Origin of the sequence: Candidatus Symbiopectobacterium sp. 'North America' (assembly GCF_015762685.1) — a bacterium.
Taxonomy (GTDB): Bacteria; Pseudomonadota; Gammaproteobacteria; order Enterobacterales; family Enterobacteriaceae; genus Symbiopectobacterium.
Genome location: NZ_PEHF01000076.1, coordinates 23,950 through 47,322, shown reverse-complemented (window position 1 = coordinate 47,322; position 23,373 = coordinate 23,950). Strand labels below are relative to the sequence as shown.

13 protein-coding genes, 11 pseudogenes and 1 riboswitch are annotated in these 23,373 nt (G+C 54.1%); of the genes and pseudogenes, 13 read left to right on the top strand and 11 right to left on the bottom strand.

Going from position 1 to position 23,373, the window contains the following annotated elements; genetic code table 11:
- Positions 1–112: 112 nt before the first annotated feature.
- Entirely contained in the window at positions 113–1,687 is a 1,575-nt protein-coding gene (locus CS369_RS16015) for a sensor domain-containing diguanylate cyclase (RefSeq protein ID WP_196907878.1), read from the bottom strand.
- A gap of 490 nt (positions 1,688–2,177) precedes the next feature.
- Between CS369_RS16015 and CS369_RS16010 the strand changes: the two are divergent.
- From CS369_RS16010 to CS369_RS16000, 3 genes and pseudogenes are all read left to right on the top strand, one after another.
- Positions 2,178–2,311 (top strand): annotated as a pseudogene (locus CS369_RS16010) (aminoimidazole riboside kinase); the annotation flags it as partial.
- A gap of 236 nt (positions 2,312–2,547) precedes the next feature.
- Positions 2,548–3,321: pseudogene (locus CS369_RS16005) on the top strand (DedA family protein).
- 134 nt (positions 3,322–3,455) lie between these two features.
- Positions 3,456–3,806, top strand: coding sequence for a DUF2511 domain-containing protein (locus tag CS369_RS16000; RefSeq protein ID WP_196907877.1), 351 nt, complete (start codon positions 3,456–3,458; stop codon positions 3,804–3,806).
- A 64-nt stretch (positions 3,807–3,870) separates the two neighbouring features.
- Here CS369_RS16000 and CS369_RS15995 read toward each other — a convergent pair.
- From CS369_RS15995 to sgrR, 6 genes and pseudogenes are all read right to left on the bottom strand, one after another.
- Positions 3,871–4,127, bottom strand: a pseudogene (locus CS369_RS15995) (acetolactate synthase isozyme 1 small subunit).
- Positions 4,128–4,131: 4 nt separating this feature from the next.
- A pseudogene (gene ilvB, locus CS369_RS15990) lies at positions 4,132–5,826 on the bottom strand (acetolactate synthase large subunit).
- Between the two features lie 341 nt (positions 5,827–6,167).
- Positions 6,168–6,875 carry a thiamine ABC transporter ATP-binding protein ThiQ gene (gene thiQ / locus CS369_RS15985; protein WP_196907876.1) on the bottom strand — a complete coding sequence of 236 codons (708 nt, stop codon included), beginning with the start codon at positions 6,873–6,875 and terminating at the stop codon, positions 6,168–6,170.
- Positions 6,859–8,487: pseudogene (thiP, locus tag CS369_RS15980) on the bottom strand (thiamine/thiamine pyrophosphate ABC transporter permease ThiP). Before thiP ends, thiQ begins: the two are co-directional and overlap by 17 nt.
- Positions 8,463–9,449: pseudogene (gene thiB, locus CS369_RS15975) on the bottom strand (thiamine ABC transporter substrate binding subunit). Before thiB ends, thiP begins: the two co-directional pseudogenes overlap by 25 nt.
- A gap of 71 nt (positions 9,450–9,520) precedes the next feature.
- A riboswitch (TPP riboswitch) is annotated at positions 9,521–9,650 on the bottom strand.
- A gap of 24 nt (positions 9,651–9,674) precedes the next feature.
- Positions 9,675–11,333, bottom strand: a pseudogene (gene sgrR / locus CS369_RS15970) (HTH-type transcriptional regulator SgrR).
- 90 nt (positions 11,334–11,423) lie between these two features.
- Between sgrR and sgrT the strand changes: the two are divergent.
- A complete protein-coding gene (gene sgrT / locus CS369_RS15965) occupies positions 11,424–11,588 on the top strand; it encodes a glucose uptake inhibitor SgrT (protein WP_196907875.1) in 165 nt (54 codons plus the stop codon).
- 84 nt (positions 11,589–11,672) lie between these two features.
- Here sgrT and CS369_RS15960 read toward each other — a convergent pair whose 3' ends face one another.
- Complete coding sequence (locus tag CS369_RS15960) at positions 11,673–12,302, bottom strand: NADPH-dependent F420 reductase (protein ID WP_196907874.1); 630 nt, start codon at positions 12,300–12,302, stop codon at positions 11,673–11,675.
- Positions 12,303–12,406: 104 nt separating this feature from the next.
- Here CS369_RS15960 and CS369_RS15955 point away from each other — a divergent pair.
- Positions 12,407–13,309, top strand: a pseudogene (locus tag CS369_RS15955) (LysR family transcriptional regulator).
- A 33-nt stretch (positions 13,310–13,342) separates the two neighbouring features.
- Here the strand turns inward: CS369_RS15955 and leuD are convergent.
- Positions 13,343–13,941: pseudogene (leuD, locus tag CS369_RS15950) on the bottom strand (3-isopropylmalate dehydratase small subunit).
- 11 nt (positions 13,942–13,952) lie between these two features.
- Positions 13,953–14,117: pseudogene (locus CS369_RS15945) on the bottom strand (aconitase family protein); the annotation flags it as partial.
- Here CS369_RS15945 and CS369_RS15940 point away from each other — a divergent pair.
- Positions 14,103–14,417, top strand: a pseudogene (locus tag CS369_RS15940) (catabolite repressor/activator); the annotation flags it as partial. The pseudogenes CS369_RS15945 and CS369_RS15940 sit on opposite strands and share 15 nt — an antisense overlap.
- 91 nt (positions 14,418–14,508) lie before the next feature.
- Here CS369_RS15940 and CS369_RS15935 read toward each other — a convergent pair.
- Positions 14,509–14,949: an L-alanine exporter AlaE gene (locus tag CS369_RS15935; RefSeq protein WP_196907882.1), complete on the bottom strand. Its 441-nt coding sequence runs from the start codon at positions 14,947–14,949 to the stop codon at positions 14,509–14,511.
- Between the two features lie 979 nt (positions 14,950–15,928).
- On the opposite strand from CS369_RS15935, the gene mraZ reads away from it, so the two are divergent.
- From mraZ to mraY, 7 genes are read left to right on the top strand one after another with little or no spacing between them, the layout of a single operon-like run.
- Positions 15,929–16,387 (top strand): division/cell wall cluster transcriptional repressor MraZ, encoded by a 459-nt coding sequence (gene mraZ / locus CS369_RS15930; RefSeq protein WP_196907873.1) that lies wholly within the window; start codon positions 15,929–15,931, stop codon positions 16,385–16,387.
- Positions 16,388–16,405: 18 nt separating this feature from the next.
- Positions 16,406–17,347: a 16S rRNA (cytosine(1402)-N(4))-methyltransferase RsmH gene (gene rsmH, locus CS369_RS15925; RefSeq protein WP_196907872.1), complete on the top strand. Its 942-nt coding sequence runs from the start codon at positions 16,406–16,408 to the stop codon at positions 17,345–17,347.
- Positions 17,344–17,664 carry a cell division protein FtsL gene (gene ftsL / locus CS369_RS15920; RefSeq protein ID WP_196907871.1) on the top strand — a complete coding sequence of 107 codons (321 nt, stop codon included), beginning with the start codon at positions 17,344–17,346 and terminating at the stop codon, positions 17,662–17,664. Before rsmH ends, ftsL begins: the two co-directional genes overlap by 4 nt.
- Positions 17,665–17,701: 37 nt before the next feature.
- Positions 17,702–19,465 (top strand): peptidoglycan glycosyltransferase FtsI, encoded by a 1,764-nt coding sequence (locus CS369_RS15915; protein ID WP_196907870.1) that lies wholly within the window; start codon positions 17,702–17,704, stop codon positions 19,463–19,465.
- Positions 19,452–20,939: a UDP-N-acetylmuramoyl-L-alanyl-D-glutamate--2,6-diaminopimelate ligase gene (gene murE / locus CS369_RS15910; RefSeq protein ID WP_196907869.1), complete on the top strand. Its 1,488-nt coding sequence runs from the start codon at positions 19,452–19,454 to the stop codon at positions 20,937–20,939. The genes CS369_RS15915 and murE overlap by 14 nt, the downstream gene beginning before the upstream one ends.
- Positions 20,936–22,297 carry a UDP-N-acetylmuramoyl-tripeptide--D-alanyl-D-alanine ligase gene (gene murF / locus CS369_RS15905; RefSeq protein ID WP_196907868.1) on the top strand — a complete coding sequence of 454 codons (1,362 nt, stop codon included), beginning with the start codon at positions 20,936–20,938 and terminating at the stop codon, positions 22,295–22,297. The genes murE and murF overlap by 4 nt, the downstream gene beginning before the upstream one ends.
- Positions 22,291–23,373: a phospho-N-acetylmuramoyl-pentapeptide-transferase gene (gene mraY / locus CS369_RS15900; protein WP_196907867.1), complete on the top strand. Its 1,083-nt coding sequence runs from the start codon at positions 22,291–22,293 to the stop codon at positions 23,371–23,373. The genes murF and mraY overlap by 7 nt, the downstream gene beginning before the upstream one ends.

Sequence of the window (23,373 nt, the reverse complement as noted above, 5' to 3'; positions counted from 1 at the left end):
GTGATGTTCCATTACGGCAGGTTAAACATGGGGTTATGAGTCTCCCACCATGATCGGGGAAGACTCTTATATACACAGTTATAGTCTAGCGTTATCTTCACACTCGCAATCTTCAAGCACCTGGAGCCAGTACAACGCGATTACGGCTTTCTTGCTTGGCACGGTAGAGCGCTTTATCGGCCAACTTCAATGCCTGCTCGATGGTAAAATCGCCGTTTTTGTCCGCGCGCCACAGGGAAACGCCCAGTGAAATGTTGATATGACCCGCAGGCGATGCCATGGCCTCCGTGCTGGTGCGCAGCCGCTCGGCGATCTGCTTGGCAATGTCCTGCGACGTTTCCGGGAGCAGCACTAAAAATTCCTCGCCGCCGCTGCGACACAAAATATCGCTGTCGCGAGAACCGTCTCTTAACTGTTCCGCGATAAATTTGATGACCGCATCTCCGGTATCATGACCGAAGGTGTCGTTAACCCGTTTAAAATGGTCGATATCCAGCGCGATAATGGCGAAATCCCGGTGCAGTGTATGCCAATACTTCAGAATAGTGTCCAGCCCACGGCGGTTGTACAGGCCGGTCATGGGATCGGTTTGCGCTTCGAAACGCAGTTTGCCAATCTTTTGCTGTAACAGGTTGATCCCAATCAGCATGGCCTGTTTGAGTTGTGTGGCCTCAAAATACCAGGATGGAATCTTGTCGATATCATCGGAAATATCGTTGGCATCCATCTTATTGGCGCTGCGCGCCAGCAGCCACAGCTGCTGGGCAATCAGACGAGCCAGCAACCAAACGCACAAAATGGTCAGCAGTGCCAATGGTAGGGTGTGGCGCAGGACGTTGAACATCAGCCCCTCAAGTGGCTTCAGTGTTTCTAACGTTGGCCGCAGGGCGACAGCTTCCCAACCCGTGGCGGGAACGATGGCAAAGCCTGCCAGCATCTTCTCGCCGACGTAGTTCACCATTTGTTGGCTGCCGTTCGTCGGGCCTTGATGAGGGACCACCAGGTTATTGGTTTCCGTTTGCCCGATACGCCCGTTGTCTTTGTGATAGAGCATGCGCCACTGGCTGTCAGTCACATAAATATAGGAGCCATCACGGTTGTAGTGTTGCCCGAGCAGGGTATTCGGGATGCTGTTTTTTTTCAGGTAGATAGAACCACCGACAAACCCCAGATAGCGCCCGGACCGATCGAAAATGGGGCTGGATATCAAGACAATCAGATTTTCTGCCGCCGAGATATAGGGCTGGCTGATCAGCGGCACGCGCTCTTTAAGCGCAGCCAGTGCGCCCTCGGTGGTAAGCTTCTGCCCGATAAGTTGGAAAGTATCCGGCGACGTGGCGCGCACTACGCTTTTGGCATCTGCCACCAGCACGGAATTAAAACTGTGAGTTTGCAAACGTAGCCGATCGGCTTCTTGTACCAGATTAACCGTATCGTTAAAGTCTTCTGCTAGGATGGTGGCGCTGTAAGCCAACTGCTGTTGCGCATTCTCAAAAAAAGTCTGTGTTTCGGCGGCCAGTTTGCTGGCGTAAACCCGGTTTGATTCCAGCGTATTGGTAATCAACAAATCGCGCTGCACGCGATAGGTAGCATAAAAGCTATTCGCAAGCGTAATCAGGGCGCTCATTACCGCCAATAGCAGGATTAAACGGCGTAATCCGACATGATGAAATACGCTAGAAGACATAAACAGTGACAAAGAGCCTGACGAAAAGGTTATTCATGATAAGGGTTGTTGACTATTATGTATACCTTCATATTTTATCAAATGGCTGTATTATTGCTGCTCTGTTTTACGGTTAACGCATTTTGATCATGTTCCCCTGAAGCGGTTTTTTTTCATTAAAATCTGTCAGATAGGAAATAATAAGGATTGTATTAATCGAGTTATTCTCAACAGGGAAAAAATGGCGCAAGTGCGTCATTTATCAGTAACAAACGTAACAATTTTTGAACATGCCAAAGGATAAAAATAATATATACAAACACATACTTGTATTGAAATACGTTATTACGTTCAACCTCGCATTATTATAATAATTCATGAATACTCCCTGCTTTTATTGTGATTTAAATCACAATTTTCCAGTCGGCCTTGATCGCGTTGCTCTTTATGACTATTGCATAGATAAATCGTTTTAATTAATGTTTAGCTTGCGGTTTATTAGGAGACAATCATGACGGCAAAAGTATGGATGCTGGGCGATGCAGTGTGGTGGATTTACTCCCTGAAGGTCAGGGCCGTTTGTTGCAATGCCTCGGCGGTGTGCCTGCCAATGTGGCCGTGGGCATTGCACGGCTGAATGGCAATATCGTGCTGCACGATGCGGCGGCGGATATTCTCGCCAACCCTGAGGTGAAACGGATGTATCTCGGGGGATGATCCCGCGCGAGTGCCTTTTTACTCATGATTATCTGTATAGAAAAACCCGACATTGACGCCGTCTGCTATGATCCTGACAATGCTCTCCCTTTTATCCAACGTCCTGTTTATTGAACATACTGTTTAGTAAACCAAAGGTGCCGTTGATAACCCGGTAGGACTTTATGGAAGCGTGGCTGGATCATTTTGTGACCCAATCTGTCACCTATTCGCTGATTGCGGTGATGTTGGTGGCTTTTTTGGAATCTCTGGCGCTGGTGGGGCTGTTGCTACCCGGCACGGTGATGATGGCGACGTTGGGCACGCTCATCGGTAGCGGGCAACTGAGCCTCTACGCAGCGTGGGGGGCCGGATTGGTGGGCTGCCTGCTGGGAGACTGGATATCCTATTTCATCGGTTGGAAATTCAAAGCCCCGCTGCACAACTGGTCGTTTTTAAACAGACACCAGACCTTGCTGTGTCGCACGGAACACGCCTTGCACCAACACCCGATGCCCACGATCATCATCGGACGTTTCGTTGGCCCAACCCGACCGTTGATCCCGATGGTGGCAGGGATGCTGGCGCTTCCCCCCGCGCGCTTTGCGCTGCCGAATATCATTGGCTGCGTTGTCTGGCCACCGGTCTATTTTCTGCCGGGTATTCTGGCGGGCGTCGCGTATGACATTCCGTCCGGTGGCAACAGCTAGTCATTCCGTTGGTTGCTGCTGGGGGTGGCAATACTGGTGTGGCTTGCCGGATGGCTAAGCTGGCGCTGGTAGAACAGCCGAAAGCAAACCAAAAGCCGTAAAAGCTTGGCGTGGTTGACCGTGGTGCATTTATGCTGGCTGGCGCCGTTGACCACGGCGGTTGCCGTCGTGGGAGTAGTGATGTTACTTCAACACCCGATGATGCCGGTGTACAGCCATCTGCTAGGGAAAGTGGTGTTGCGGGGATAATGCATCGCGTTGATGAGTCTCGAAACTAGACCTGTTTGAAACGTTGTTTTACTATCGTCCCCGCGTGAAGGCAGCGGCAGTCCACTGGATTGCCGTTGTTCACGTTAATATCATAACCAATGGATGGAAAAACAATGAAAAAGATCGTGATTACGGCGCTGGTACTGTTGATAAGCGCAGGGGCTTATGCCGCTGGGGATAAAAGCAAAACGATTACGGCGAAAAGCTACGGGGATAAATGGCCGTTCACCTTTGAGAAAGGGGAACTCATCTGTTCGACCGGCATCGTGGTGCTGAAAAACAGTAAAGATGGCAAGGTTTATGCGCTTAATGGTATGGCAAATGCACTGGCTGATTCAGGACGTAAACTGGGTAAGTCACCCATTTTGAATAATAAAGCCGTTACCAAGCCCGATCCGCAAGTGGCGGGTTATCAAATGTCTACCGTCGATATAATGATGGAAGGCCGCGATCTCTGTAATTAATCGCTATGTGCTCGCTAGCAGGATGACTCAGTGCATCCTGCTAATCGCGGTAACGAGCAGAACGTTAGCGATAAAACTCAGCCACCTGATCAAAAATGCGCATGTCGGCACCGTGGCGGCGCACCTGTAGCACATCTTCCAGCTTTTCTACCTGACTTATCATCTGCGGCTCTCTTTGCCTCCGGCTAGCGGCATACACAGAATGCCTTCCACGTTATAAGCGCGACGGGCGAACAGTCCACACACATGAGACATGACGCCTGGGTGGTTGCGTACCGCCAGTTCTAGCGTTACGTGAGACGAAGTTGATTGATTTTGCATGGTGTCAGTCTCCAATCATATCGGTGTTGGCCCCGCCCGGCGGCACCATCGGGTATACTTTTTCGTTGGCATCGATGGCCGCATGAATCAGAGCCGGGCCCGGCGTGTGCAGGGCGTCTGCCAGCATGGCGGCCAGATCGTCTGCGTGATTCAGGTCATAGGCCGCGAAGCCAAAGCCGCGAGCGATGCTGATAAAATCGGTTTGATAGCGGTAGTCAGCGGCGAAGATGCGCTGCCCATAGAACAAGTCTTGCTGCTGGTGTACCAGCCCTAATGCCTGATTGTTCATCAGGATGATCTTAACGTTAAGCCCCTCTTCGGCCGCCGTCGCCATCTCTTGAATGTTCATCATGATGCTGCCATCGCCGGAAAAGCACACCACAATTTTGTCGGGTTCTGCCAGTGCGGCACCCATTGCAGCGGGCAAGCCAAATCTCATAGTGCCGAGGCCGCCGGAGGTTAACCACTGGCGCGGCCGACGCAGCGGATAGCTCTGTGCTACCCACATCTGATGCTGACCCACATCGGTGGCGATGATGGCATCGTCCGTCAGCGCCAGCGCGGTTGCTTGTACCAACCCATAGTGGCTCAGCGGGTCGTCAGCGCCCGCCATGCGGAATGGATAGGTGTGCTGTAATTCTGATACTGCCTGATGCCATTTCTCTCGTTTTTGCGGTTCAATCAACGGCAACAACTGTGTCAGCGCTTCACCCACATCGGCATGAAGCCCAACGTGCGCCTGACGAATTTTTCCCAGTTCCGCCGCATCGATATGGATATGGATATGGATATGGATATGGATATGGATATGGATGATGCTGGCATCCGGGCAGAATTGCTCAGCTTTACCGATAGCGCGATCGTCAAAGCGCGCACCCAGTACGATAAGCAAGTCTGACTGCTGCAAAATCAGGTTAGTGGAACGGGCAGCGTGCATGCCTAACATGCCGAGTGACAGCGGGTGATCGGTCGGCATGGCACCGAGTGCCATCAGCGTCATGGTGGTCGGCAGGCTGGCGCGCTCGGTGAGTTCAATCGCCTGTTTGTGGGCATCGGCGCTGATGATGCCACCGCCCAGATAGAGGATTGGGCGCTCGGCCGCATTGATCATCGCGGCGGCCTGTGCGATGGCTTGTGTATCGATGGCGGGGGTGAGATCGGGTTCAGCAATGGCTGGCAGTTCAGACAATTCTATCGTAGCGGTTTGAACATCTTTCGGAATATCGATCCATACCGGGCCCGGGCGCCCTGATTGCGCGATGCGAAACGCATCTGAAATCACGCGCGGCAGTTCGTTGATGTCCCGCACCAGATAGTTATGCTTGGTGACGGGGATGGAAATGCCATAGGTATCCACTTCCTGAAAGGCATCGGTGCCGATCATGGTCGAGGAGACCTGACCGGTAATGCACACCAGAGGGATGGAATCGAGTTTCGCATCGGCAATCGCGGTAAGCAGGTTAGTGGCCACCGGGCCGCTGGAGGCCAGACAAACGGCGGCTTTGCCACTGGCGCGTGCCATGCCCTGCGCGATAAATACTACCCCTTGCTAATGGCGGGCGAGAATATGGCGAATGATTTTGCTCTGCCCCAGCACATCGTACAGCGGCAGTGCCGCCCCGCCGGGAATGCCCGCTACCGTGGTGATGCCCTGCTGTTCCAACAGCCGGAAGATCAACTGTGCTCCGGTATAACGCATAGTAATATCCTTCATCTGGGCCGGTGCGTTTTCGGAGCGGGGGAGGTAAAAACAAGAAACCCCGCTTGGCTTACGCCAGCGGGGTTTGGGAATCGTGCTGTGATTCGGAACCCGTTACGGCGCGTCGCCGACGACGACCGCGTCAACATGCGCGGTGTGTAGTAGTGCAGAAGTCATAGCAGCGGAGTGTCTCACGGGGATCCTGTCAATCAGTCAGTTAATTAGCCTTTTTATATAAGCACGGGCGTTGCAATAGGCGCAATACCCACAAGGAATAAAAAGTGAAAATTTTATTCAGCTCACAAAATATCCTTTGTTGAGTCGCCACGCGATGTAGACGATCAGTCACGCGCTGTGCTGATCCCCAGTATCCGCGCTGCCTCGCTGCTGCTGTCACACAGCGACGTCGTAGGGCCATCGTAGGCGATGTTCCCGTCGACCAAAAGCAGACTGCGTGGAGCAATACGCAACGCGTCATCCAGATTGTGAGTGACCATCAGCAGCGTAAGCTGCTGCTCTGCACACACCCTATCAACCAGCGTGAGCATATCCTGACGCAGCGCCGGATCGAGCGCGGAGAACGGTTCATCCAGCAGCAGGATAGGGCGTTGGCGCAGCAGGCAGCGGGCCAATGCGGCGCGCTGGCGTTGACCGCCAGACACCTGTGCGGGCAGGCGTTGCATCAGGCTGCTTAAGCCCACGTGTTCTGCAATGGCGTGCAATGCCTGACGCTGCATTGACGTGAGACGCAAACCAGGGTGCAGGCCAAGCGCAATATTTTGCTCCAGCGTCAGGTGCGGGAACAGGTTGTTTTCCTGAAACAGAATTGACACCGGACGCTCGGCGGGCGGCATAAAGCGATGATCGTCGCCATTGAGCCACAGTTCGCCGCTGTTCGGTAATAAAAAACCGGCAATCAGGCTGAGCAGCGTGCTTTTACCCGCACCGCTTGGACCCAACAGGGCAACGCGCTCTCCCGCAGCGATGTTGACATCGAACTGCATGGGGGACTGTTGATAGAGATAAGTCAGTTTATTCAACGACAGCATGTCGGTCCGCCCGTTTTTGCCACAGGGTCAATGTCTCCATCACGGTAAACAACGCGAAACAGAGCAGCATCAGCAGCAGTGAGGTTACCGCACCGTCTGCGCTGCGATAAGCGCCAATTTGTTGGTAAAGATAGAAGGGCAACGTGCAGAACTGCTCATTGCCAAACAGGGCGATAATACCGAAATCCCCAACCGAGAGTACGCAGGCAAATGCCATTGCCTGTGCGATCGGTTGTTGCAACGCGCGCAGCTCAATCAGACGAAGACGGTGCCAGCCGCGAATATCCAGAGACTGACACAGCAGATTATAGCGCTGAGCGATGTCGAGCATCGGGTTCTCCACCACCTTGAGCGCGTAGGGAATGGCCATCAGCGCGTTAGTGGCGACCACCATCCCATAGGGTGATGTCGGTAGCCCAACGGTATTGTTGAGCACAAGAAAGAAGCCCGTCGCCAACACAATGCCTGGCATCGCCAGAATCAGCAGGCCGCTGATATCCATCAACTGTCCGGCCAGCCGCTGCTGACGCAGTTTCAGCTCACGGCTGCTCCACAGCAGCATCAGAGTCAGTATGACGTAAAGCACACTTGCGCCGAGCGCGATACGCAGGGATGTCCACAGTGCTTGCTACAGTGCGGGCTGTTTGAGCACCGTCAGAATCGCCGGACTGAGACCGTCCAGCGCCACGGCCAGCAACGGTGGCAGCAGCAATAACAGCGCGGCAACGATAATCACGGTATCGCCCAACCGTCCAGCCAGCGAATCCTGTGGGTTGCGCTAGCGCAATTGCTGGGTATTGCCCACGGCAAACCACGATCCTAGTCGTTGGCTCAGTAGCACCAACCCCAGACAGCAGACCATCTGGGTCAGTGCTAATCCTGCCGCGCGCGCAGGATCGTAATCAAAGCTCAATGCCTGATAGATAGCCAGTTCGATCGTGGTGGCGCGCGGGCCTCCACCGAGTGAGAGTACGGTGGCAAAACTGGCGAAGCAGAGCATGAAAATCAGTGCCGCACTGGGCAGGATTTGACGCCGTAACCACGGCCATTCAATGAGACGAAAGGTTTGCCAGGCATTCATGCCCAACTGGGCCGCTAACTGACGCTGCTCCGTGGAGATGGACTCCAGGGCTTGCAACAGCTGGCGTGTCGCCAGCGGCAGATTGAAGAACACGTGGGCCAACAGAATCCCTTGCAGACCATAGGGGGAAAAGGTGTAGTCGATGCCGAGTGCGCTTAAGCCTTGTGCCAGCCAGCCCTGCCGCCCGTAGACGCGCAGTATGCCAAATACCGCCACCAACACCGGTAACACCAGCGTCATGGCACACAGGCGCAGCAGCCAGGTTCTGCCAGGGAAATGGCGGCGGTAGAGGGCACGTGCCAGTACAATGGCGGGCAGCGTAGAGAGTAGCGCCGAAAGCAATGCTTGCCAAAAGGTAAAGCGCACTACGTACCACACATAGCTGTCACCCCATAGTGTCTGCCATGGGGTATCGGGAGCCTGATGCCAGAGAGCGCCAAACGCGAGCAGGGCAACGCCTGCCAGCAATGCCGCGGTAAACAGCCCAGGCCAGAGCCAGTGTGGGATCAGCGGCTGACAGCGCGTTGCCATGCCTGAATCCACTGCCCGCGCAGGTCCGCCACCTCTTGTGCGCTAAACGACAGCGCTTTTTCCGGGCGCGCCAGCGATTGGAAACCTTCCGGCAGTGCCACGCCAGTGACCGGATACATCCAGTTGGTGGTTGGGATCAGGCTTTGGAATGTCGGGCTGAGGATAAACTGCATAAAGCGGTTAGCGAGTCCCGGCTGCTTGCTGGCGGTCAACTGCCCGGCAACTTCAACTTGCATATAGTGGCTTTCGCTGAATAGCGCCGCTGCGTAGTTAGTCTTTTTCTCTTCGATAATGTGATAGGCCGGAGAGGTGGTGTAGCTTAGCACCAGATCCACTTCTCCTTTAAGGAACAGACCGTAAGCCTCACTCTACCCTTTGGTGACGGTAACGGTTTTAAGCGCCAGTTTTTGCCAGGCGTCAGGCCCTTTATCGCCATACACCTTTTGCATCCACAACAGCAGGCCCAGCCCCGGCGTACTGGTGCGCGGGTCTTTATAAATTACCTTCAGCGGTTGATCGCTGTTGATCAAGGCATCAAGACTGGTCGGTGGATTTTTCAGCGTGTCTTTGTTGTAGACGAACGCGAAGTAGCCGTAATCGTAAGGCAGGAACGTGGCATTATACCAGCCGCCGGGCAGCGTCAACACGTCGGTTTTCACGTGGTGGGCAGTAAACAGCCCGGTATCCGCTGTCGCTTTGAGCAGGTTGTTATCCAGCCCCAGGACGATATCCGCTTTGCTATTTTTGCCTTCCATGCGCAAGCGGTTCAACAGGGCAACGCCATCTTCCAGCGCGACGAAATTCAATTCGCATTCGCACTCTTTTTCGAAGGCTTTTTTAATCGCCGGGCCGGGGCCCCATTCAGACGCGAAGGAATCGTAGGTGTAAACGGTCAATGCGGGCTTGGTATTAGCGGCAGCAGAGCCGAGCAGCAGGGCGGAGAGGCCGAGCACGGGAAGCAATAAACGGGATAATAGCGACTGTAACACTTTGCACTCCTGGGTAAATTAGGGTGGCAAAGGACTTTGAGTCAGGCGAATGCACTCTCAAATCCCTTCGCCGGTATTAACCGGATCAGGTTCGACGGGTATTTTCTCAGTATAAATACCGTGCGTTGACAATGCGATATCGTCAACAAACGGCCTGCACCCCGTTGAGAACGTCATTATTGTAAAGGGTTTGTAGCATCAGGGAAAGTCGGTGTCGTGCTCCGGCGGCACAAACCAGGCGGATTTAAAGTCGAACCAGCCCAACATGTTCATGCGCACGCCGCGCATGCAACTGTAACCAGTGGTGAAACAGCGGGTGGATCTCACCGCTTTCAATCAGGCGCTGGCTGAAGTCGGCGATAGAGAGCGTTTGAGCGCGCCAGCGCTGTGCGTCTTGTTGCAACGAATCGCTCAGGCAGTGACGCAGCAGCGGCAATTCATAGAGCAGGGCGAACAGCGAAAACTCCAGCGGTGGGTAGCAGTTGACACTGCTCAGCCAGATATCGCTTTCCGCTTTTCCCAGATACCATTGCTCGTAGTCGACTTTCTGTATGCGCAGTGTCACGCCCTGTTGTGCCAGCAGGTCATGCATGATCTCGCCAATGATGCGGTACTCGGGATGCTCCTGATAAAACGTCAGGGTGATATCAGTCAGGCCAGCAGGTTTCAGTGGTTGATTATCAAAACGCTGGTGATGCCAACGAGGCAGTAAGCTGTACGCTGGCGACCAGCTATGTCGGTGGGTGCTCGTCGTTTGGCTGAGCAGCGTGATAGGGTGGAAGATCTGGCTAATCCAGCGGCGCACCTCGCTGTTCGCGCTCTGCGCGGAACGGGTATCAAACAGCAGGAAATAGCATCCTTCCTCCATGCGGCTTTCCAGCTCGTCGCGCGTGGTGGTGTCGCTTTGTACCTGAATGGATACTGGCAGCTCTTCAGAGGCGTCTGGCAACACCCAGATATTGACCTCATCGATCAGCGCCCGGTAGCCGAAATAGTCATCAAAGGCTTTTATTTTCAGCTGACTGTCGCTGTTTTTCTCCACCGCATAGGGGCCGGTGCCGACAGGGTGGCGCGCAAAATCGGCCTGAGTCTGCCAGTCGTGGGGCAGGATCATGGCATGCGCGCTGCCGAGCAGCCAGGGGAGCCAACCATCGGGTTCGCTCAGTTCCACATCAATCACAAAGGGAATGGGGGAGGTCACGCGTGTGATGTGTGAGAATAATGCCTGCGACGTCAACCGCATTACCGAGGCGATAACATCCTTCATCACCAGCTCGCGTCCATCGTGGAAGCGGATCGCAGGGCGTAAATAAAAATGCCAGCGCTGTGGCGTAATTTGCTGCCAGTGGTGCGCGAGGTCCGGTGCGATTTCCCCGTTTTCCTCATTTATCTTGGTTAACCCGCTGAAGATCTGCCTAACGATATGCATCTCAGAGCGTCGCAGTGCAGAGCCGGGCAGAAGGTTGCGCAGCGGTCGATAATAGAGCACGCGCAGCAGAGTTTCCCCTGGCGAAAACGACGGCCCAGGTGGGAAAGCAGCATCTGGCGTACCGTCTCTTTATCACCAATCAACTGGATCAATTGTTCGACGCGATCCTGCTCCAGCAGGTCTTCTGCGCGCTGTTGTTGCAGCGTTAAGCCGGTATAGATAAAACTGAGACGGTAGCGTTTTCCGCGTCCTGCTTCCGCCTGCCACAGCAGCCATCCCTCTTTTTGCATGGCCCCGAGCAGTGAACGGATATGACGGCGCGAGCAGAGTAATACCCCGGCCAGCTCTTCGAGCGTGGTGTCGGTATCCTGCCCCTGAAAGCGCTGCCAGAGGCGGACAAACTGCTGTTGCAAACGTGTCGACGACATAAAAGAGGAACTCCACGAACCAAAGTCATCAATTTATCTTTCCCTATATTACGGCGATACTGCGCAACAAGGAAAGCACGGAGGTGGCTAATGGCGATTTCACGGCTCAATCAATTTTACCAGCACTACTTCTTGCACTGCCCTGGCTGCTGGCTGAGGAGGATCAGCGCTCAGCAAAAACTGGCGTTGTTACAGCAAGTGACGCAATGGCATACCGATGCGATGTCGGAAGAAGAGTACAGGCACTGGCTCTAGTGCTGTTCTGGTAGTAAAGAAACTTCTGAGTAATGGTGATTTTCACCAGCCAGCGGCCTGCGCCGCTGGCATTTTTATTGCCCGTCAGTTGCATTGTACGCCTTCCAGTGCCGCCAGCAACGCCTCTTTGGTCATGCGCACGCAGTAGGCAGGCGTACCCCGTTCAAAGCGCCACCCTTCGGCGAGTGCGCCAACGTCGACCGCATCAAAACCGAAAGTTTCGTACAATTCACGGGCAATCTGCTTGCCTTGCGCATTGTCCCCCGCCAGTGGCAATACGCGACGGTTGGGACTGCCCGCCGGTAAACTATCGCTTTCCAATTGAGTCATCTGAATGGCATTGAACGCCTTGGTGATGAGGGCTCCGGGTAAATGGCGTGCCAGTAGTTCGCTAGTGGTGGTTTGTGCACTGTCGAGCACATCAACCTGACCATCACGCTCCGGGTAATAATTGACCGCATCGAGCACCTGCTTGCCCGCCAGCAGCGCGGCAGGCAATCGATCGATTGCCGTCAGCGGAACGGCTATCACCACCACATCACCAAACTGAATGGCCTCTTCTACCGTTCCAGCCTGACAGCCTACCATCGAGCGGAAGCTGAACAGCGTTTGTGGGCCGCGTGAGCTACTGAGCATCACCTGATGACCGATGTTAATCGCGAGCGTGGCAATCGTTCGCCCGACAAAGCCTGCGCCAATAATACCTATTTTCATGCTGATCTCCTGTTGCGCCATTCATCAACAGGGAGCGTAATTCACCACGAAAATAAGATAAAATCACAAATGGAGCATAAATAAACAACCAATTGGGGTGAATGATGGACAGGTTGACCAGCATGCACATCTTTGTTAAAGCTGCTGAACTGGGCTCTTTTGCCGCAGTGGCAGAAGCGGTGCGCCTTTCCCCGCAAGGGGTGGCTAAGCATGTGGCCTGGTTAGAGGCACGTCTGGGCGCTCGACTGCTCAACCGCACCACGCGGCGTCAAAGTTTGACCGATATCGGCCGCAGCTATTACGAACGCTGCAAGATAGTGTTGGCGGAAGTCGATGCGGCAGAAGCGATTGCGCTTGAGATGAAAGCTACGCCGTCAGGAACCATTCGGGTTAATGCGCCCGTCACCTTTGGCGCTTATGCGCTTGCGCCCTTTATTACCCGCTATCTTGATCGTTATCCGTATACGCAGATCGAACTGACGCTTAACGATCGCATGGTCGATCCGATTGAGGACGGTTTTGAAGTGATCGTGCGCATCGGTGAACTGGCCGACAGTTCGATGATCGCCTGGCCGTTAAGGCCCTATGGGCTGATTGTCTGCGCATCACCCACTTATGTGGCGCGCTAGGGTTTCCCTGAAAAACCCAGCGATTTGGCGCATCACGCTTGTCTGGTATACGGCGAATGGACGCCCACTGTGCCGTGCCGCTGGTTGTTCCAGCGTGATGGGCAGAGCGAAGAGATCAGACCAACCGGACGGTTTCGTGCCAATGACTGGAAAGCGCTGCTGTATGCGGCAATCGAAGGTTATGGCGTTACCTTGGGCCCCGCCGATGTGTTGGGCAAAGAGATTGACGCCGGACGTTTGGTTCAGGTTGTGCCGGACTATGAAGGGCCTGCCCGTCCGATGCATGTGCTGGTGCCTGCGGCACGGCGGCAAACTGTCAAAATTCGCTGTTTTGTCGATGCGCTGAGAGAGGCTTTTGGCGAAGGTATGGGGCTGTAAAATAGAAGGCACCGCAGAGCGGTGCCTTGTGGGTTAACGCAAAAAGGCCGGTTGCTGCTGTTCGTAGCGAGCTATCGCCTCTTCGTGTTGTAACGTCAAGCCGATGCTGTCCAGCCCGTTGAGCATGCAGTGACGGCGGAAACTGTCGATCTCAAACGGGTATTTTTTCCCGCCAGCATCGACCGTCTGCGCTTCCAGATCCACCGTAAAGGTAATGCCTTGTGTACCGTCGACCAGTTTGAACAGATCGTCGATATCGGTATCACTCAGTTTTACCGGCAGCAACTGGTTGTTAAACGCGTTACCGTAGAAAATATCCGCAAAGCTTGGGGCGATCACCACGTGAAAACCGTAGTCGGTCAGCGCCCAGGGGGCATGCTCACGGGAGGAGCCACAGCCGAAGTTTTCGCGCGCCAGCAGGATGGTGGCACCTTTATAACGTGGTTTATTCAGCACAAACTCCGGGTTGGGCTGCTGCCCCGCGTCATCCAGAAAACGCCAGTCGTGAAACAGGTGTTGGCCGAAACCGGTACGCGTCACCTTCTGCAAAAACTGCTGATCGCATCGGTGTCCACGTTGGCGGCATCCAGCGGCACGACCAGCCCGGTATGTTGGGTAAATTTAGCCATCAGGGGTCTCTTTATTAATTCGCGGACGAAGGTAATTCGCGGATATCCGCGAAATGCCCTGTCACGGCGGCGGCGGCAGCCATCGCCGGGCTGACCAGGTGGGTACGGCCCGCACGTCCCTGACGGCCTTCAAAATTACGGTTGCTGGTGGATGCACTGCGCTCACCAGGGTTCAGGCGCAGGCGCTATTCACCACCTCGTTTCCGCTGTTGCAAGGGGTGATGGATATTACTCTGAAGCAGAGCGGACGGCTGCCGAACAATTTGGCGATTGCCACGTTTGGTGACAACGAACTGCTCGATTTCCTCGAGTGCCCGGTGCTCTCCGTGGCGCAACGCCATTGCGAAGTGGCTGAGCGGGTGCTGGAGTTGGTGCTGGAGTTGGTGCTGGCAAGTCTCGATGAACCTAAGAAGCCCAAGCCTGGTTTGACGAGCATTCGGCGCAGTCTCTATCGGCGCGGTTCACTCAGTCGCCGTTAGTTTGGGATTATTCCTAATAAAAAGCCATCCGGTATCAGGATGGCTTTTTTGTCGCCTGTATTTGGCGGTAGTTGCGGTCTCGGCCTGACATTCAGCCCGGTACGGCGACGCGAAACAGACGGCGACAGTAATCGAGAAAATATCCGTAGGCGACACCAATTACCATATATATCAATACATTGCTGGTTACTGCTGCGACGATCTGCTGTGGGTTGGCACCAATAAACCACAGGATGGCAACATACACCGGTGATTGAAAGCTGACGTAGGCAAACAGGTCTGCCAGATTTTTTACCCAGGTACCGTGCGTCATGAAGCGCTGAGACAGACGCAGGATACGATCGCGGTACAGGCCGTAGGGCCAGGCAATAACAATATTAACGGGGATAGACACCAGTCGCGAAGAGAGCGACTGCTGGAAGCTCATGCCAGACAGCAAGATCTCAATCAGCATACCCGTTATAAAACAGTAGATTACCATAGAGACAGTATCTGCTACTGCACTACGTAATCGGGATTCAGGGGAGAACATGCAGAGAGACTCCGTTATATACCCGTCATACTTCACGTTGCAGGTGCGTTGGCTTCGTTCACTCACCCCACTCACTTACCTGAGTAAGCTCCTGGGGATTCGTTCGCTTGCCGCCTTCCTGCAACTCGAATTATTTAGGGTATGCAGTTAATTGGGTGAAATGTAGTTAATTATGTTGGTGTATTTTATGCGCGTAGTGTACTTCACTGGATGTTGAAGTTGTAAGTAGAGATAAATTTTTATTTTTTCATGCTTTTTTCTTATGGGCGCTACTTTATAGAAGAAAGGTGGCATAGCGGTTTATTAAGCGCGGCAGAAAAAATTATGTTTATAAAAAATTGGTTGTTTTTTTTCGTTTGGCAACTATTTTTCGGTGGGCAAAAAGTCCCCTATCAACCCAAATAACAGCGCGGAACACGTGGGTTTTAGGAATACTCTTATAATATAATAATTAACCGACGAACTTAGTGGTTAACGGTAAAAAGCCTCAATTGTTTTTCGTAACCTTAAATAAAGAAAAATTGGCAGCATCATTGCCAAAAAGAAAATAGAATAGCGCCCAGACATTGTTGTAAGCGTGGAATGAGATGAACGGTATTATTGGGTAAAAATGTGACAGATATCGGTCTGAAGCGTGCTGCGGGCAAGCGCCGGGAGCGGGTGATGGAGGAAGAATACGGCGACGGTTTCACAAGCGTTTTATGATTAATGGTAAATTTAAGTAAAAATGAGAAATTATTACTCTTTCTTTCTGATTGTTTATCCAGAAATAATTTTTCCTCAAATTTTCATGGCGTTAATCTCCCTTAATTTCCGTCTGTTATTCCATTTTATGCCATTCATGTTCGTCTTGAGGCAGAAATAATTCCAAAGCGCGCCCGCTCTGGCTTGACAAGGTTTTCATACCCTCCGTAAACTCATCAATGTGGGAATTTGTGGGATAAAGTGGTGAAAAGGGTCATGAAGGGGTAACTCGAGCATGTTTCGTGGGGCTACGCTGATTAACCTCGACAGTAAAGGTCGGCTCGCCGTTCCTACCCGTTATCGGGAAACGCTGTCAGAGACATCGCAAGGTCAGATGGTTTGCACCATTGACCTCCATCAGCCCTGTCTGCTGCTTTACCCCCTGCCTGAGTGGGAAATCATTGAACAAAAATTGTCACGTCTGTCGAGCATGAATCCCGCAGAGCGCCGCGTGCAGCGGTTGCTGTTGGGTCATGCCAGTGAGTGTCAGATGGACAATGCCGGGCGTCTGCTGATTGCCAGTACGCTACGACAACATGCGAGCCTGACGAAAGAAGTGATACTGGTCGGCCAGTTCAACAAGTTTGAACTGTGGGATGAGCAGGCCTGGTATCAACAGGTCAAGGACGATATTGACGCTGAGCAATCCTCTGACGCCCCGTTGTCCGAGAGATTGCAGGATTTATCACTGTAGTCATGCTGAAAGAAATACATGCCGGAAAATTATAAACACACCACTGTGCTGTTGGATGAAGCGGTTAATGGCCTCAATATCCGCGCTGACGGCACATACATCGATGGCACGTTTGGCCGTGGTGGCCATTCGCGGCTGATCCTTTCTCGTCTCGGACCGGAAGGACGCCTTGTTGCTATCGATCGCGATCCTCAAGCTATAGCGGCGGCCGAGGCGATTCAAGATTCACGTTTTTTTATTGTTCACGGACCTTTTTCCGCGCTGGCAAGTTACGTGGAGACCCTGGGGTTAACCGGGCGTATTGACGGCGTGTTGCTCGATTTGGGCGTCTCTTCGCCGCAACTGGACGATCCTGAACGCGGTTTTTCCTTTATGCGCGATGGCCCGTTGGATATGCGTATGGACCCGACGCGCGGGCAGTCAGCGGCGCAATGGTTGCAAACGGCAGAAGTCGATGACATTGCCTGGGTGCTGAAAACCTTTGGCGAAGAGCGGTTTGCCAAGCGCATTGAGCGCGCCATTGTGGAACGTAACAGCACAGAACCGATGACGCGTACAGGCGAGTTGGCGGCGCTGATTGCGGCGGCGAGCCCGATCAAAGAGCGGCATAAACACCCCGCAACCCGCAGTTTTCAGGCAATCCGTATCTATATCAACAGTAAGTTGGATGAGATCGAGCAGGCGCTGAACGGCGCGCTGACGGCACTCGCACCGCAGGGCCGCTTGTCGATCATCAGTTTTCATTCGCTGGAAGATCGTATTGTGAAGCGTTTTATGCGTCATCACAGTCGTGGGCCACAGGTGCCGGCCGGGATACCGCTTACTGAAGCACAACTGCGTGCGCAAGGCGGTCAAACGCTGAAAACGGTAGGCAAGATGATGCCGCCGGAAGCCGAAGTGGCAGAAAACCCGAGAGCGCGTAGCTCTGTGTTACGTATCGCGGAACGGCTAGCGGAATGATAAGCAATGAGCGGCACAGCCTGGCGGGCATTATCGGTCAGGACATTCTTCGTCATGGCAAATTGCCACTGCTGCTGCTGATTGGTGCGTTGGTTTCTGCGGTGCTGGTGGTGACGACCGCGCACAAGACGCGCTTGCTGACCGCACAGCGCGAGCAGTTGTTATTGGAGCGTGATGCGTTGGATATCGAATGGCGCAACCTGATTCTGGAAGAGAACGCCTTGGGCGATCACAGCCGGGTGGAGCGTATCGCAACGGAAAAGCTGAATATGGGGCACGTGGACCCAGCGCAGGAAAATATCGTAGTCAAACAGTGAGTCTGGTTGAGCATGAGAGCATAGGTACTCATTTGGCATGAAAGCAGCGCGCACAGGAAAGTTGAAACGACAGGAAGATAAGGCCAGCTTTGTAAGCTGGCGTTTTGCGTTGCTCTGTACAGGCATACTGTTGGCAATGGTGGGGCTGATGTTACGCACCGCCTATTTGCAGGTGATCAACCCAGATCAACTAGTACGTGAAGGGGATATGCGCTCCCTGCGCGTGCAGGAGGTTCCCACCGCGCGCGGCATGATCAGTGATCGCGCCGGGCGTCCGTTGGCGGTCAGCGTGCCTGTTAACGCCATCTGGGCCGATCCCAAAGAGTTGAATGAACACGGCGGCGTGTCGCTCGACACCCGCTGGAAAGCGCTTTCTGATGCGCTGGATTTGCCGCTCGATCAGATGGCGGCGAAAATCAACGCTAACCCGAAAGGGCGCTTTGTCTATCTGGCGCGTCAGGTGAATCCCGCTATCGGTGAATATGTTCACAAACTCAAGCTGCCGGGCATTTATCTGCGCCAGGAGTCTCGCCGTTACTATCCTGCCGGTCAGGTCACGTCTCACCTGATTGGTTTCACCAATATTGATGGGCAGGGCATTGAGGGCGTTGAGAAAAGTTTCGATCGTTGGCTGACCGGGCAACCCGGTGAGCGCACGGTGCGCAAAGACCGCTTTGGTCGCGTGATTGAAGATATCTCTTCCGTTGACAGTCAGGCTGCACACAACCTGATGTTGAGTATTGACGAGCGCCTGCAAGCGTTGGTTTATCGCCAGCTGAACAACGCCGTGGCCTTCAATAATGCGGAATCTGGCACCGCCGTGCTGGTGGATGTTAATACCGGTGAAGTGCTGGCGATGGCTAACAGCCCTTCCTACAATCCGAACAATCTGGCGGGCACTCCCTCCGATGTCATGCGTAACCGCGCTATCACCGACATTTTTGAACCGGGTTCGACGGTAAAACCGATGGTGGTGATGACGGCGCTGCAACGTAATGTTGTCAAAGAAAACAGCCTGCTCAATACATTGCCCTATTACATCAACGGTCATGAGATCAAAGACGTCGCCCGCTACGCGGAACTGACCCTGACCGGGATACTACAGAAGTCGAGTAACGTCGGTGTTTCACGGCTGGCGTTAGCGATGCCCTCCTCAGCGCTGGTAGACACTTACTCGCGTTTTGGTTTGGGAAAAGCGACCAATTTGGGGTTGGTCGGAGAAAGCAGTGGCTTATACCCTCAAAAACAACGGTGGTCTGACATAGAGAGGGCCACCTTTTCTTTCGGCTATGGATTGATGGTGACGCCGCTGCAACTGGCGCGTGTTTACGCCACTATCGGTAGCTATGGTATCTATCGTCCGCTCTCCATTACCAAAGTCGATCCACCAGTGTCGGGGGAACGCATTTTCGCCGAGCCTATCGTGCGCACAGTGGTGCATATGATGGAAAGCGTTGCTCTGCCCGGTGGCGGCGGAACCAAGGCTGCGATCAAGGGATACCGTGTTGCCATTAAAACCGGTACGGCAAAAAAAGTGGGACCGGACGGCAAATACATCAACAAATACATTGCCTACACCGCAGGCGTCGCGCCTGCCAGCAACCCGCGCTTTGCGCTGGTGGTGGTGATTAACGATCCTAAGGCGGGTAACTACTATGGTGGTGCGGTTTCTGCGCCGGTGTTCGGCGCCATCATGGGCAGCGTATTGCGCACCATGAACGTTGAGCCGGATGCGCTGCCCGTCGGCGATAAAAATGATTTTGTGATTAACCATAAAGAGGTTTCAGGTGGCAGATCGTAATCTGTGCGATTTACTGGCACCGTGGGTGCAAGATGTCCCACCGCGCCAACTGCGGGAAATGACGCTGGACAGCCGTGTTGCAGCGGCGGGCGATCTGTTTGTGGCCGTAGTTGGCCACAGCGTGGATGGGCGTCGCTATATTCCTCAGGCCATTGCTCAAGGGGTGGCTGCCGTGATCGCAGAGGCAGACGGTGAAGCTGCTGATGGCACGGTACGTGAAATGCACGGCGTTCCGGTTGTGTATCTGAGTAATTTGAACCAACGTCTGTCGGCGTTGGCGGGGCGTTTTTATCAGCATCCTGCGGAAAAATTACGGCTGGTCGGTGTGACCGGCACCAACGGCAAAACCACAACCACACAGTTGCTGGCCCAATGGAGCCAACTGCTGGGCGATACCAGCGCCGTAATGGGTACCGTGGGTAATGGTCTGTTAGGGCACGTCAATCCCACAGCGAACACCACGGGCTCGGCCGTCGATATACAGCACGTTCTGAATCAGTTGGTTGAACAAGGCGCGACTTTTGCTGCGATGGAAGTTTCCTCGCACGGCTTGGTGCAACACCGCGTTGCAGCGTTGCCGTTTGCGGCGGCAGTTTTCACCAACCTGAGCCGTGACCATCTGAATTACCACGGTGATATGGAAAGCTATGAGGCTGCCAAGTGGTCTCTGTTCTCAGAACATAAAGTGGGTCAGGCGATCATCAACGCTGACGATGAGGTTGGGCGGCGCTGGCTGGCGCAGTTGCCGGATGCTGTGGCGGTGACGCTGCACAATAATCTGGTGCCAGGTTGCCGTGGCCGCTGGCTGAAAGCCACCGCCGTCGATTATCACGACGAAGGCGCTTCAATTGCGTTTGACTCTAAATGGGGCAACGGTCGTATAGAAAGTCGCCTTATGGGTGAATTTAACGTCAGTAATCTGCTAATGGCGCTGGCAACGTTACTTTCCCTTGGCTATCCACTGGATAGATTACTGGAAACCGGCGCACAATTGCAGCCGGTTTGCGGTCGCATGGAAGTGTTTAAAGCGCCGGGTAAACCGACTGTGATTGTGGACTACGCCCACACGCCGGATGCGCTGGAGAAAGCGCTGGCGGCGGCGCGTCCGCATTGCTCCGGTCAGCTGTGGTGCGTATTCGGTTGCGGCGGCGATCGTGACAAAGGTAAGCGCCCACTTATGGGAGCCATCGCGGAACAACTGGCCGATCGCGTTGTGGTGACGGACGATAACCCCAGGAGCGAAGAGCCACAGACTATCGTGAAAGATATTCTTGCCGGTCTGGTGGATGCCGGGCGGGCACTGGCGGTACACGGTCGCGCCGAAGCATTGACCAGCGCCATTATGCAGGCCAACGTGGACGATATTGTGTTGATTGCAGGTAAAGGCCATGAAGATTATCAACTGGTGGACAATCTGCGTCTCGATTATTCCGATCGCGTGACTGCCGCGCGTCTGCTGGGGGTTATCGCATGATTCGCGTTACGTTGCAGCAACTGGCCACGGCGTTAAATGCCACACTCCTCGGCGAGGATGTGGCGGTGGATACTGTGTGCACCGATACCCGAAAATTGACGCCGCGCTGCCTGTTTATTGCCCTGCGCGGTGAAAAATTTGATGCTCATGATTATGCCCATCAGGCAGTACGCGGCGGTGCGGCGGCTCTGTTGGTCAGTAAGCACTTACCTATCGACGTGCCGCAATTGCTGGTGGGGGATACCCGTTTGGCGTTGGGCGAACTGGGTGCCTGGATGCGTCGCCAATCTTCTGCGCGCGTGGTGGCATTGACCGGTTCTTCCGGTAAAACCTCCGTCAAAGAGATGACGGCCGAGATTTTGTGCCAGTGTGGCGACGTGCTTTACACCGACGGCAATTTCAATAACGACATTGGCGTGCCGTTAACGCTGTTGCGCCTGACACTTGATCACCGCTTTGCGGTGATTGAATTGGGGGCTAACCATATTGGTGAGATTGCCTATGCCACCAATATGGTGCGTCCGGATAGCGCGCTGGTAAATAACCTGGCAGCCGCACATCTGGAAGGGTTTGGATCGTTAGACGGTGTCGCGCGAGCCAAAGGGGAGATCTTCAACGGCTTGCCTACCAAGGGTATTGCGGTCATCAACGCCGACAGTAATGACCTGACGCGTTGGCACGACGTGCTGCGCGATAAAACAGTATGGCAATTTTCACCGCAGCAATGTGAAAACACAGACTACTACGCCAGCTATATTCGCAATGAAGGTGGAGGCACCCTGTTTGAACTCCATACGCCGTTTGGCTCGCTGGAGGTCAACGTGCCGCTGCCGGGTCGACATAACGTGGCAAACGCGCTGGCGGCTGCCGCACTGGCGATGTCCGTAGGCGCAGGGTTGCAGCAGGTGAAAGACGGGCTGGCGCAGCTTAAGGCTGTGCCGGGGCGCTTGTTCCCCATCATGCTGGCGGCAAACAAACTGCTGCTGGACGACAGCTACAACGCCAATGTGGGGTCGATGAATGCCGCGGTGCACACGCTGGCAGAGATGCCGGGCTACCGCGTACTGGTGGTGGGCGACATGGGTGAACTTGGTGAGGATGCCGAGGCGTGTCATCAGAAGGTGGGCGAAGTGGCACGTGACACAGGCATTGATACGGTGTTGAGCATTGGTACCTTGAGTCAGGCCATCAGCCTCACCAGTGAACGTGGTGAACATTTTTCCGATCGGGCCGCATTGATAGCGCGTTTGCAGACGTTGCTGTCGGCGCATGGCACGATCAGCATTTTGGTTAAAGGCTCCCGGAGTTCTGCGATGGAGCATGTGGTACACGCATTACAGGAGAATGCAGCATGTTAGTGTGGCTGGCCGAACATCTGGTCAAGTTTTATTCCGGCTTTAACGTCTTCTCGTATTTGACGTTTCGCGCCATTGTCAGCCTGCTGACCGCGTTAGTGATCTCCTTGTGGATGGGACCGCATCTGATCGCCTGGTTGCAAAAATTGCAGATCGGGCAAGTGGTGCGCAATGAAGGGCCTGAATCTCATTTCAGCAAACGTGGTACGCCAACCATGGGCGGTGTCATGATTCTGGCAGCGATCATCGTTTCGGTGCTGCTATGGTCCAACTTGTCCAACCCCTATGTGTGGTGCGTGCTGTTGGTGCTGCTGGGCTACGGTATCGTCGGCTTTGTCGATGATTACCGCAAAGTGGTACGCAAAGACACCAAAGGGTTGATCGCGCGCTGGAAATATTTCTGGCAATCGCTGATTGCGCTGGCGGTGGCGTTTGCCCTGTATGCCATCGGCAAAGGCACACCGGCCACGCAACTGGTGGTGCCGTTCTTTAAAGATGTGATGCCGCAATTGGGTCTGCTCTACATTTTGCTGACCTACTTTGTCATCGTCGGCACCAGTAACGCGGTCAACCTCACTGACGGACTGGATGGTTTGGCGATTATGCCGACCGTGTTTGTCGCCGCTGGTTTTGCGCTGGTGGCGTGGGCGACGGGCAACATGAATTTCGCCGGTTACCTGCATATCCCTTATATCCGCCACGCCAGTGAACTGGTGATCGTCTGTACGGCGATCGTCGGTGCGGGCCTGGGTTTCCTGTGGTTTAACACCTATCCGGCGCAGGTGTTTATGGGCGATGTCGGCTCACTGGCGCTCGGTGGCGCGTTGGGCACTATTGCCGTCCTGATGCGTCAGGAATTCTTGCTGTTGATTATGGGCGGGGTGTTCGTGGTTGAAACCCTGTCGGTGATCCTTCAGGTCGGTTCATTCAAGCTACGCGGGCAGCGTATCTTCCGCATGGCACCGATTCACCATCACTATGAACTTAAAGGGTGGCCAGAGCCGCGCGTGATTGTGCGTTTTTGGATTATTTCGCTGATGCTGGTGCTGATTGGCCTGGCAACGCTGAAGGTACGGTAA

What these genes read in the sequence shown, in the direction of transcription:
- CS369_RS16015 (WP_196907878.1), bottom strand. Translation starts at nt 1,687, where the DNA reads ATGTCTTCTAGCGTATTTCATCATGTCGGATTACGCCGTTTAATCCTG.
- CS369_RS16000 (WP_196907877.1), top strand. Translation starts at nt 3,456, where the DNA reads ATGAAAAAGATCGTGATTACGGCGCTGGTACTGTTGATAAGCGCAGGG.
- thiQ (WP_196907876.1), bottom strand. Translation starts at nt 6,875, where the DNA reads ATGCTGTCGTTGAATAAACTGACTTATCTCTATCAACAGTCCCCCATG.
- sgrT (WP_196907875.1), top strand. Translation starts at nt 11,424, where the DNA reads ATGGCGATTTCACGGCTCAATCAATTTTACCAGCACTACTTCTTGCAC.
- CS369_RS15960 (WP_196907874.1), bottom strand. Translation starts at nt 12,302, where the DNA reads ATGAAAATAGGTATTATTGGCGCAGGCTTTGTCGGGCGAACGATTGCC.
- CS369_RS15935 (WP_196907882.1), bottom strand. Translation starts at nt 14,949, where the DNA reads ATGTTCTCCCCTGAATCCCGATTACGTAGTGCAGTAGCAGATACTGTC.
- mraZ (WP_196907873.1), top strand. Translation starts at nt 15,929, where the DNA reads ATGTTTCGTGGGGCTACGCTGATTAACCTCGACAGTAAAGGTCGGCTC.
- rsmH (WP_196907872.1), top strand. Translation starts at nt 16,406, where the DNA reads ATGCCGGAAAATTATAAACACACCACTGTGCTGTTGGATGAAGCGGTT.
- ftsL (WP_196907871.1), top strand. Translation starts at nt 17,344, where the DNA reads ATGATAAGCAATGAGCGGCACAGCCTGGCGGGCATTATCGGTCAGGAC.
- CS369_RS15915 (WP_196907870.1), top strand. Translation starts at nt 17,702, where the DNA reads ATGAAAGCAGCGCGCACAGGAAAGTTGAAACGACAGGAAGATAAGGCC.
- murF (WP_196907868.1), top strand. Translation starts at nt 20,936, where the DNA reads ATGATTCGCGTTACGTTGCAGCAACTGGCCACGGCGTTAAATGCCACA.
- mraY (WP_196907867.1), top strand. Translation starts at nt 22,291, where the DNA reads ATGTTAGTGTGGCTGGCCGAACATCTGGTCAAGTTTTATTCCGGCTTT.